This is a genomic window from Oscillospiraceae bacterium, assembly GCA_015068525.1.
GTDB lineage: Bacteria > Bacillota > Clostridia > UMGS1840 > HGM11507 > SIG450.
In genome coordinates, this window is the sequence record SVKJ01000037.1 from 1 (window position 1) to 9,807 (window position 9,807).

Genomic DNA, 9,807 nt, shown 5'->3' on the forward strand with positions numbered 1-9,807 from the left:
ACTGCTAGTTGAAGATTGGTTGATTTTTTACAATACAACTAGATTAAAAAACAGGAAAAGGTGATTTCCTCTTCCTGTTCTTTGTCATGGTTTTTTATTTTTTGTGCACTAAATGGGGTTCACTTCATACACGGGGGTATATCATTTTCGGGCATAGCCCTCCTAGACACTACTAGCTACGCACAAGTGCGTTGAGAATTGGCCTGCTTGCTTTGTCGCTTACTAAACAAGTGTTGAACACGGGCTTCGTGGAATTCTTGAATGGCATTTGGTGTGGAGTTTGACATGCACAAAAAGAACCACAGGATTTTTAGGTCCTGTGGTCTTGTTTTTAATTGAATTTTTTCGTGTGTTTTTGCCTGCAATTTGGCATACTATTGGCATAATAACGGCTTTTTGATTTTTTCAAAAGTGCCGTGAAGCCTTGTAGTATATGGCTTCGTGGGTTTAGTTATCTGCGGCTGGGGTTCCCCGAAGCGAAGTATGAGCTTTGGGGGTTCACGCCATTGGCTTCATTGTTGGAAATTAACATTGAATTTTAATATAAACTCCCATAAATTCTTAAAACCTTTGTACTGCTTGGCTTTCTAAACTTTAATTTTTGTTGTCTGCGTATTCGCCGTTAAGGAGAGCTAAACACGGTGCTTTGTTTCGGTTTTATAAATTTGTCAAGTGTCCGTCGAAACCGTATTTGAAGATATAGAAATTTTCTCCGTCAAAGTTAAGCTCCGCTATTGAGCCGTTGACCACCCAAGGAGTGTATTTCATTTTTGATAACGGTAGTCCTTGAATATAGCATTGAAGCGAGCGAATTACAGAGGAATGTGAGCCTATTAAAACGGTTTTTCCGTCCTCTTTTTTACCTATTTCCTTTAGTTTTTTTATAACTCGTGCTTGTAGCTGTGTCATAGACTCTCCGTTTGGTGGAATGAACGTTCCCGGGTCGGCTGCCCATTTGCTATAACTGTCATCAAAGTTATTTTTTATTTCCTCGTGAGTTAAGCCCTCCAAATCGCCGAAGTTAAATTCTCTTAGCTCATATTCGGTATTGATTGGTAAATTAAGCGCATCTGCTACGCCCTTTACGGTGTTACAAGCACGCTCTAATGGGCTTGAATAAATTACATCTACCTTGTATGATTTTAAAATATATTCGCTAACAGCGTTTGCTTGCTTTTCTCCCTTAGGGGAAAGAGGTGCTTCGTTTATTCCAACTAAATATCCGTTTGCATTGGCATCACTTTGTCCGTGGCGCACTAAAATAAATTTCGTCATAATAATCCTTAATTTTTGATTTTTTTTACTATTGCTAACTGTACCATAAAAGCAAACACGAAAGTGTTTGAAAACGGTCAAAGACGCAGAGGTGTCTTTTATTATACCACACTATAACATCATTTTCAACAAAAACTATCGCCTAATTTTAAGCATAAAATGAATTGATTATTCCTTATGATTATGATATAATATAGACACAAATTGATTTAAGGAGTTTATATGAAGATCTTAGTAACTATTGTGGACGGTATGCGTCCTGACGCACTTATCAAAACAGAAAACGCCAAGTATCTTTTGGAAAATTCAAAAAACACTTTAAATGCAAGAACGGTAACACCTTCCGTTACGCTCCCTTGCCATATGTCCCTTTTCCACAGCGTTGACCCCTCGCGCCACGGAACAACCACCAACGTTTACACTCCAAACGTAAGACCGATAAACGGCTTGTGCGAGGTTTTACTAAACGCTAAAAAGACATGTGCGTTCTTTTATAACTGGGAGGAAATAAGAGATTTATCAAGGCCAAATTCTCTTGCCTTTTCATATTTTTGCAAGGGTAGACTATATGGCTACGATAAGGCTAACGACATAATAACAGACGCAGCAGTTGATTATCTTACAAAAAATGAAACGGATTTTACATTCCTTTATTTAGGATACACGGATATGGCAGGCCACAACTACGGTTGGATGAGTAATGAATATATGGCTGCTATGGAAAACAGCTTTGCTAATATTACAAAGCTATATAATGAGCTCCCCGATTGCTTTTCAATTACCTTGTTTCGTTCCTTCCTGCTTTTATCACGGTTATTATCTCTGGCTTCATTATACATTTGCTTTAAATCAACGGTTTTACCATCAATTTCAGCAGTATAATCTTTGTTTTTACCTTTCTTTTTGGCTTTGTAGTAATTTGGCAAAATACCAATGTAATGGCTTCCGTCAAAATATACCTTAACGCCTTTAATCAATAAGCATTCCTCTTTTCTTTTAAATTTATATATACATCAAGCAGAGGGTGGCCACCGAGCCCTGCTCAAATATATCAAGTTAATTGTAGCAAACGAAAAATTTGTTTACCACCAACTGACTCACACAGTTTTATTTCTTAGTCATACAGTTTTTAATCAAACTCTTACTTAACCTTGACTAAAAGCTATCTTAATCACATTCTACACTAACAAACCACTTCTTTTTTAGTGCAAAGCTTTTATGATTTATTACTGATAGATTTATTGTACACTAACGAAAAATCAAATAACAGTGACTGACATGGTACACTTTTCCGTCCAACCGATATATTTTTATATCGAAGTAGGACAAGAGTGGTACACAGTATTTACACAGTAGTACATAACCTGTATTTTCATTCTAAAATCTCTTCCGGAAGTCTTATTACCGAAAGAAAAATGTTTTCATTTTTAATAAATGTGAAAACTTACTTCATATTAGAAATTTTATCATTCGAATAACCGGGTTTATCGGTCATTTGAAAATAATTTTAACAATCAACCATGAAGAACTGCTTCACGGTTGAAAATGTTTTATAATTTAAAGGTGAAAGCTTTTTTCACCTTTGAAAAATTCTAACATTCTAATACCAAGATTTACTTAGCATTAAAAAACATTTTTTACTTAAATGTAAAAAGTGGGAATTTCGCAAAGAGCAGCAAAAAGAAAACTCCACTTTCGTGGAGCTTAAAATATACAAAATTTACGAATAAGGCGTTAGCGAGAAAGTGGGTGTTTTCGCAAGCGGCTCAGCGCGAAACCCCACTTCGCTCGCCTTCGTATTTTGTTTAACTCAATTTGGGCTTTTCCCTTGCCTTTGAGTTTTTGTTTTGTTTGTTTTTTCAGTTCAGTTTTGTTAGGCGTGTGCTTGTATTGGCGAGGCGAAGCCGAGCCACTTGTATATATACAAGCACACGCCTAACTGTCAATCATATTTTTTGTAGATTTTTAAAGAGTTATGAAGGTAGCAAAACTTTAGCATTTTGGATGTATATTTTTTCTAAAAGTTCAAGTATTTCTTCCTTTTTGCCACGCACTCCAATATCTTTTAAAGCGATGGGTTCATCCTTCATTTTGTCTATAAAAAGCTTCATATCGTTTTGCACTTGCTCATTTATTTCAATCATATCATCCTTAAATATTAGTTGAGAAAGACGAAAAACATCATTTTTATGCTTCGTGACATTTTTGCTATCTACCTTCTCTCCATTTTCACGGCGCTGTTTCAAATCAAGCCAAGCCTTTGCTTTGAATGGAATAATGTGAGTATAATTTAGTGTTTGAATGCCGTCTATTTCTACAAGTCCATTTCTCAAAAAGCTATAATATTCATCATTTAATAGAATTGCGGAAAGACTTGAAATTTCATCAGAAATATGTATAGGTGTTAGTCTGTCATTTTCATCATAGCTTAACACATTACTTTTTCTTGAAAACAATTCAATTTCCTTTGGATATGAATAATCTGTCGGCTCTTTAAATCTATAAAATTCAGGCTCTCCGTTGCTTTTTTGCCTTATCTTATAGCCACCGTTTTTAATGAAATCCCAGATTGCTTTACCAAAATCCTCACTCATAGCTTCAATTATAAGAACTATATCAAAATCCTGTGTGGCTCTAAAATCAATACCGTTTTCGTCCATTAAAAGTCCGCAAGCCACTCCACCTATTAAAGCATACTGCCCCTTGAAATTCTTGAAGCTTTCTTTAAATTTTTCTATTCCGTTTACCATTCATATTTCTCCTTCAACTCGTCTATTGATATTTGCACTCTTTCATCCTTATTGTCAGCAAGTGATAAAATCAATGAAATATCATCAACTACGCCATCTTTTGATAAAATGGCAGGATTATAGCACCATTTTTCAATTTTCATACCATTATATCCATCATAGGTTGCTTTCGGCGTTAAATCCAATATACCTATTCTTTCTTTTTTAGAGACAGCATAGCTTTTGTCATTATCCCTAACTGCCAACATTGTTTTCTTACCCAATGCATATATTCCCGAGATATGCTTTTTTTCAAAATTCTTATCAATTCTTATATAGTTAACACTTTCCACAGGATTAATTAAATATGGCTCTGCCATTTTTAAAAGTCTTCCACCTTGATAATTAGGTACAATGTACTTCTTTCTTCCATCCACTTCAATTTTGAAAAGTCCACTATCAACAAGCTCTTTATACGCTCTCGTTACAGACATGCTTGTACACTCCAATCTCTTTGCAAGCTCCACAGCAGTCAGCTTAACATTGTTGTAGAAAATACATAAGAATGCAAGCTGAGTTAAAGGTGCAAATTTTTCCACAATCATTTTTTGTTCAAACCTCTGAGTTAAGCAAATCGCAAGAAAAGGCATATACATTTGATAATCTTTAACAATAAATGAAATCCTCTCTTCTATTAAAGCCTTTCTTTGATATGGTGTTATGCTATCAAGCTCCAATACAATATTGAATTTGGTTAACTCTGTCAGTTTAGATAAATGCTTCTTATAAGCAATCAAAGAAAATTCAACCGGCTTTGCAAATAAGCATTCCACACCCTCAATTTTATATTGCTTATATTCATACTCATTTTTAAGATACAACGGAAGCTTGGCGTATATATCGCATTTTTGCTCCTTTATATCTACACCTAAAGTGTTTCTTATATAGTCTATCACTTTTTCACCGCCTATATAACATCATTTTTAACATTATAACATAATCAATGTTATTTTGTCAATATAAATGTTACATAAAGTTTTTTCTCTTTTCACATAACATCTACGCTGACAATCTTATAAAAAGTAAGCGTAGCTGTAAAGTGCTTTTGTTATTTTATAGAAATATGTTTTGAGGAAAGAAAAACATATAAATTTGAAATAATATAATCCCCTTAGCATAGGCTTGAAAACCTTTTTGTTTTTCAAGTGTCTAATTTAAGGGGATTATATAATTTTGGACCATAATATACTTTATTTGTTATTTGAATTTATTAAAATTCCATTTTCATTTTCAAGAATAATAGATCGAGAAAAGTATCGCTCTACATTTTCTGTATGGTCAATAACTATTATAGTTTTTCCTTCCTTTCTCAATTCATCAAGAAACTCAACTACTCTATATATTTCGTTATTGCTTAATCCTTTGAATGGTTCATCGATTCCTAAAACCTCAACATTTGATTTTAATGCCTTAAGTATTTTAACTCGAATATTTTCACCGCCAGACAACGTTCCTGTTGGTTGCCCCACTCTCAAATGTCCAAGCATTATTGATGATGCTTTTTTTAAAGTATCACTAATCTTTTTATCGTGTTTTATAAAGAATGAACTTGCTTCATCTATTGTCATTTTCCACACATCAAATATACTGTTACCATCAATTCTATATTTTTTGAGTTGCTTATTAAACCCCGTTCCTTCGCATTCTTGACATTCTAATTTTGTGCTTGCGTTGTCGTATCCATATTCAACATAGCCAGAACCTTGACATACAGGACACGCACCTTCATTGCCAGTTAAATTGGAAAAGAATTGCTTTTCTTTATTATATTTTCGTGCAAAAATTTCAGATATTCTCCCAAAAATATTTAATACAGTAGCAACCGAGGAATTTTTATTTCCTAGCATTGGTTTTTGATTTATATAATCATACGATTCAAAATATTGAGGCAAATATTCTCTCAAAAACGTTGATTTTCCTACACCTGATGGACCAGTTATCAAATTCAAACAACCTTTGTCAACATACAAATCAACACCTTTGTAATTGTATATATCATTTTTTATACTTATGTGCAGTTCTTCACTAGCCGTAGCAACCTTAAACGGAAAAACCCTTTTTTGTTCCATTATATATTGATTTTCATCAATAATATTACCTCCACTAGCTCCTCCTCCCTCTCCTAAAGCTATTATATTTTTAGCTTTAGATACAAACTTGTCACTGTGGTCAACCACTATAACAGTGTGTCGATTTGATAAATTTATTATATTTTGATACATAGATTGTTTTTCCTTGCCAGATAACCCAGCCAACGGTTCATCCAAAACAATTATTAAATCTGTAAGTTGCGTATTGAATACTTGAACCATTCTTAAACGCTGCAATTCGCCTCCTGATAAGGTTGGAATGGCTCGATGCAAAAATAAATGCCCTAAATTCAGCTCTATTGCCTTTTCTATAAAACTTTTTATTGAATTCAATGTGAAATTTACATTTTCGTTATTTGCATCTGTTGATAATCGATCGATTATTTTTCCGAGTTCAGTGAATGGTGTTGTCATAAACTCTCCTATAGAAAGTCCCAAAATCCTGTGTTGTTCTAACTCGGAAGAATATTTTTTTCCTTCACATATTGGACACAATCGTTCACTATAAAATTGTTTTCCTATTGAATGATTAAGTAACATCGGTGTGCCCGTCAATACACCATAATACTTAGTTGTTCTTTTTGAGTATGCATTGGTTTTTTTGTATTTAATAGAATACTTTTTATCGCTTTCACCGTACAACAACAACCACTTTTCTTTTGCTGTTAACTCTCGAAAAGTTTTAGAAATATCTATAAAATTATCCGCACAAAAATCTATTAATATTTGTGTGTAAAAATCTTTATATCTGTTCCAACAACGAAAAGGATTTTTTTTCAATTGAATGTTATAATCTACTATTCTGTTTTCATCCAAGCAAACTTTTGTTCCAATTCCATGGCACTCTGCACATAAATTGCTTGCTTTATTTAATACAAACTGGTCTTCGGTAACGCCTAATAAATTTGCGTATAAAAATGCCACTTTTCTATTAATCCCAAAGTATGTTCCTATTGTCGATCGTGAATTGTTATTATAATTGGATTGCTTTATTGGAATCGCAGCTACCATATTGTAAAAGGCTTTAACCTTATATGCAGGTTCGAAAACATCATCTGCGAACATAGCCAAAAATTCATGTTGACCAATCTGTGCAACAGTATCGTACGCTAGAGATGATTTTCCACTTCCAGAAGGACCAATTATTAAATTTATAGACTTTTTTTCTATTGAGATATCTATATTTTTTAAATTATTTGTCTCTATTCCTTTTATAATTATTTGGTTTGACATTATTGATCACTCTCTAAAATAATTCTATACAAGTCTTCTATTAAAAACTTTAAAGTTTTTTTAGAATGAACGCAAAATCTTTCGTCAATCGAATGAATAGTGTTGCCTGGTTTTAAATGCATTGCGTTGATTGGACATCCTCCCCCACATATACCTAGTGCAGGACACTCTAAACATTCTTCTTTGTTAATAGGTGTTAATTGAGACCATTCGATAAAATTTTCATCTTTTGTCGCATCAAAAGTCTCATCATCAACGCTTGACACAAAGTATTGTTTGTCATACAAACAACCATGGCAAATTCCCACCTGCCCGTTAGGTGCTATTACAATTTGTCCTCCTGCGGTGGCTGCACAATCAGAGAAATACACCTGCGCCTTAGTAAATGCTTTTAGTTTACGCATCATGCGATCTTCATAGATACCTTTTTTTCTCAACTCAATGAATTCATCAATGATAAATTGTGCTGCTTTTTCGTTATAGCTATTTGGCAGAACAAAAGTATCGCTTGACATCATTATATTAAACCCAAACGATCTTATACCATAGTTGTCCACTAAATCTAGTATGTTCTTTGTATTTTTTATTGTTTCTTCACTTAATGTCACAGATAATGCCACATTAACATCTAACTGCTTACATTTGTCAAGTATTTTAAGTATTCGAGTAAAAACCGGTTTTCCTGCAATATCAACTCTCATACTATTAGCTTCCTCGGTAAAACCATCTACTGATATAGCTATAGATACACCGAGTTTTTTGAGCTTTAAAATTCTTTCCTCATTAAGTAACAACCCATTTGTTACCATTGACATTTCAATATTTTTTATACAATTTTCTTCGCTACGCAAACTGTTGATTTTATTAGCAACATATTCTAATGTTTCAAAGTTAACCATTGGTTCGCCACCATAGAAAATAAGTACAGGCTTGTTTTTTTCAGTATCCAAATTTGACAGTTTTATCTGTTTTATGAAGAATGATATTGCCTTATCAGCAGTTTCTTGTGGCATATTTTCTAATGCAAAATTGCATCTTTTGTTTTCGTCGTTATTTCCTAAAAAACAATATTTGCACGCCAAATTGCATTGTTCGGATAAAATCATATAACATACATTTATAGCAGGTTGCGGAATTTTTGATTTAACATAAGAAAGCACTCTCTCATCTTCATCTGAAGACTTCGTTAAAATTTTCCATTTTATTAGTTCTAGTACTTCGCTTTTTATTGTTTCGGGTATTTCCTCGAGATTTGAAAAAGAACTTGCAAGCCAAGCCTGCAAGTTCTCGTAACTTTCTCTTGTTAAATACACCGGTTTCATACGAAGTGAATGATACAATGCAACTGTTTCACCCAAATCATACTTATGTGCATAACGAGAAAAACTTACCATGCAATTTCCTCCATTTCTGGAACCGCACGGCAAGAGCAAGCACAAGTACATGAGTTACATGCAACACATGCACAACGAGCCATTGCAGTCATTTCTGTACAAATGTTTCCAAAAAGCTTTTCATATTCATTTACTTTAGCGCTCATTTAAATTACCTCCCATTCGAAATCTGTTTTTTTGCCACCTGAACAAGAACAACGACAACTACACATACAACCTGTACATTGTGACATACATGATGCAGCCGCCTGTATAGTTTTCTCTGTTATATTGCCGAGCATAGCATCATATGTTTTAGAATCATACTTAAGCATATTTTCTCTCCTTTACACTTTAATTTCTATTCAAATTATAGCATATATATTAAGCTTTGTCAATATACAAGTTATATGTTTTTTACATTTTTTGCAAAATCAAGTTTTTACACAACATATTGTGCCCACAGAGGAATATTAGCACAATATATTGTGCTTTTTATTTTTTAATATTTCATTCATATATCGTTCACACATTTGATGAAGCTATGTAGTGTAAGGGTTTATAGCGTTTTTTGTAAACCTTGTATAATCGGTATTTTTTGTACTTATATTTATAAAACTTTCTAGCATATCTACTTCCAGTTTTAGCAAAGGACTCGCATCATAGAATGCACCATATAGTCCATAGGGTTTTGATAATTTAGATTGACAACGTGAACAATAGTTCTTATTTTTCAAAATAGTTTCTTCAATTTTTTCTCTTTGAGTTACCCCATTTCATTTTCGGGTCTTTCAGTAACAGTAACAACTCTTGTCACACTAAAAATATTTAAAAAATTATATACTTTTTCTGACAAGATAGCAAGTTTTTATAATAATATTGTTAAAATACCTTCAAAGCAAAAACTAAAGCCACTCTTTTGAAGTGAACCATTTTGTGCAGACGGCACAAAAAACACCCCCTATGGTAGAATATTAAATTTTAAGAAGCAAACTGGCATCGTTTTTCTAATGGTGTCAGTTTTGTTTTTAATTGAATACGGTCATT

At 33.3% G+C, this 9,807-nt stretch carries 8 protein-coding genes; 1 reads left to right on the forward strand and 7 read right to left on the reverse strand.

What is annotated here, in order from left to right; all coding sequences use genetic code 11:
* Positions 1-657: 657 nt before the first annotated feature.
* A complete protein-coding gene (locus E7419_07855; protein MBE7015095.1) occupies positions 658-1,275 on the reverse strand; it encodes a histidine phosphatase family protein in 618 nt (205 codons plus the stop codon).
* Positions 1,276-1,497: 222 nt separating this feature from the next.
* Between E7419_07855 and E7419_07860 the strand changes: the two genes are divergently transcribed.
* Positions 1,498-2,157 carry a hypothetical protein gene (locus tag E7419_07860; protein ID MBE7015096.1) on the forward strand — a complete coding sequence of 220 codons (660 nt, stop codon included), beginning with the start codon at positions 1,498-1,500 and terminating at the stop codon, positions 2,155-2,157.
* Positions 2,158-3,248: 1,091 nt separating this feature from the next.
* On the opposite strand, the gene E7419_07865 is transcribed toward E7419_07860, so the two are convergent.
* The 6 genes from E7419_07865 to E7419_07890 all read right to left on the reverse strand — a co-directional run bounded on the left by E7419_07865 (position 3,249) and on the right by E7419_07890 (position 9,095).
* Positions 3,249-4,025 carry a hypothetical protein gene (locus tag E7419_07865; GenBank protein ID MBE7015097.1) on the reverse strand — a complete coding sequence of 259 codons (777 nt, stop codon included), beginning with the start codon at positions 4,023-4,025 and terminating at the stop codon, positions 3,249-3,251.
* Complete coding sequence (locus E7419_07870; protein ID MBE7015098.1) at positions 4,019-4,960, reverse strand: hypothetical protein; 942 nt, start codon at positions 4,958-4,960, stop codon at positions 4,019-4,021. Before E7419_07870 ends, E7419_07865 begins: the two co-directional genes overlap by 7 nt.
* 294 nt (positions 4,961-5,254) lie before the next feature.
* Positions 5,255-7,387, reverse strand: a complete 2,133-nt coding sequence (locus E7419_07875) for an ATP-binding cassette domain-containing protein (GenBank protein MBE7015099.1) — start codon at positions 7,385-7,387, stop codon at positions 5,255-5,257.
* Positions 7,387-8,781 carry a FibroRumin system radical SAM peptide maturase gene (locus E7419_07880; protein MBE7015100.1) on the reverse strand — a complete coding sequence of 465 codons (1,395 nt, stop codon included), beginning with the start codon at positions 8,779-8,781 and terminating at the stop codon, positions 7,387-7,389. Before E7419_07880 ends, E7419_07875 begins: the two co-directional genes overlap by 1 nt.
* Positions 8,775-8,927, reverse strand: a complete 153-nt coding sequence (locus E7419_07885) for a FibroRumin family radical SAM-modified Cys-rich RiPP (GenBank protein MBE7015101.1) — start codon at positions 8,925-8,927, stop codon at positions 8,775-8,777. Before E7419_07885 ends, E7419_07880 begins: the two co-directional genes overlap by 7 nt.
* Positions 8,928-9,095: a FibroRumin family radical SAM-modified Cys-rich RiPP gene (locus E7419_07890; GenBank protein MBE7015102.1), complete on the reverse strand. Its 168-nt coding sequence runs from the start codon at positions 9,093-9,095 to the stop codon at positions 8,928-8,930.
* Positions 9,096-9,807: the final 712 nt, after the last annotated feature.

What these genes read in the sequence shown, in the direction of transcription:
- E7419_07890 (MBE7015102.1), bottom strand. Translation starts at nt 9,095, where the DNA reads ATGCTTAAGTATGATTCTAAAACATATGATGCTATGCTCGGCAATATA.
- E7419_07880 (MBE7015100.1), bottom strand. Translation starts at nt 8,781, where the DNA reads ATGGTAAGTTTTTCTCGTTATGCACATAAGTATGATTTGGGTGAAACA.
- E7419_07875 (MBE7015099.1), bottom strand. Translation starts at nt 7,387, where the DNA reads ATGTCAAACCAAATAATTATAAAAGGAATAGAGACAAATAATTTAAAA.
- E7419_07855 (MBE7015095.1), bottom strand. Translation starts at nt 1,275, where the DNA reads ATGACGAAATTTATTTTAGTGCGCCACGGACAAAGTGATGCCAATGCA.
- E7419_07860 (MBE7015096.1), top strand. Translation starts at nt 1,498, where the DNA reads ATGAAGATCTTAGTAACTATTGTGGACGGTATGCGTCCTGACGCACTT.
- E7419_07885 (MBE7015101.1), bottom strand. Translation starts at nt 8,927, where the DNA reads ATGAGCGCTAAAGTAAATGAATATGAAAAGCTTTTTGGAAACATTTGT.
- E7419_07865 (MBE7015097.1), bottom strand. Translation starts at nt 4,025, where the DNA reads ATGGTAAACGGAATAGAAAAATTTAAAGAAAGCTTCAAGAATTTCAAG.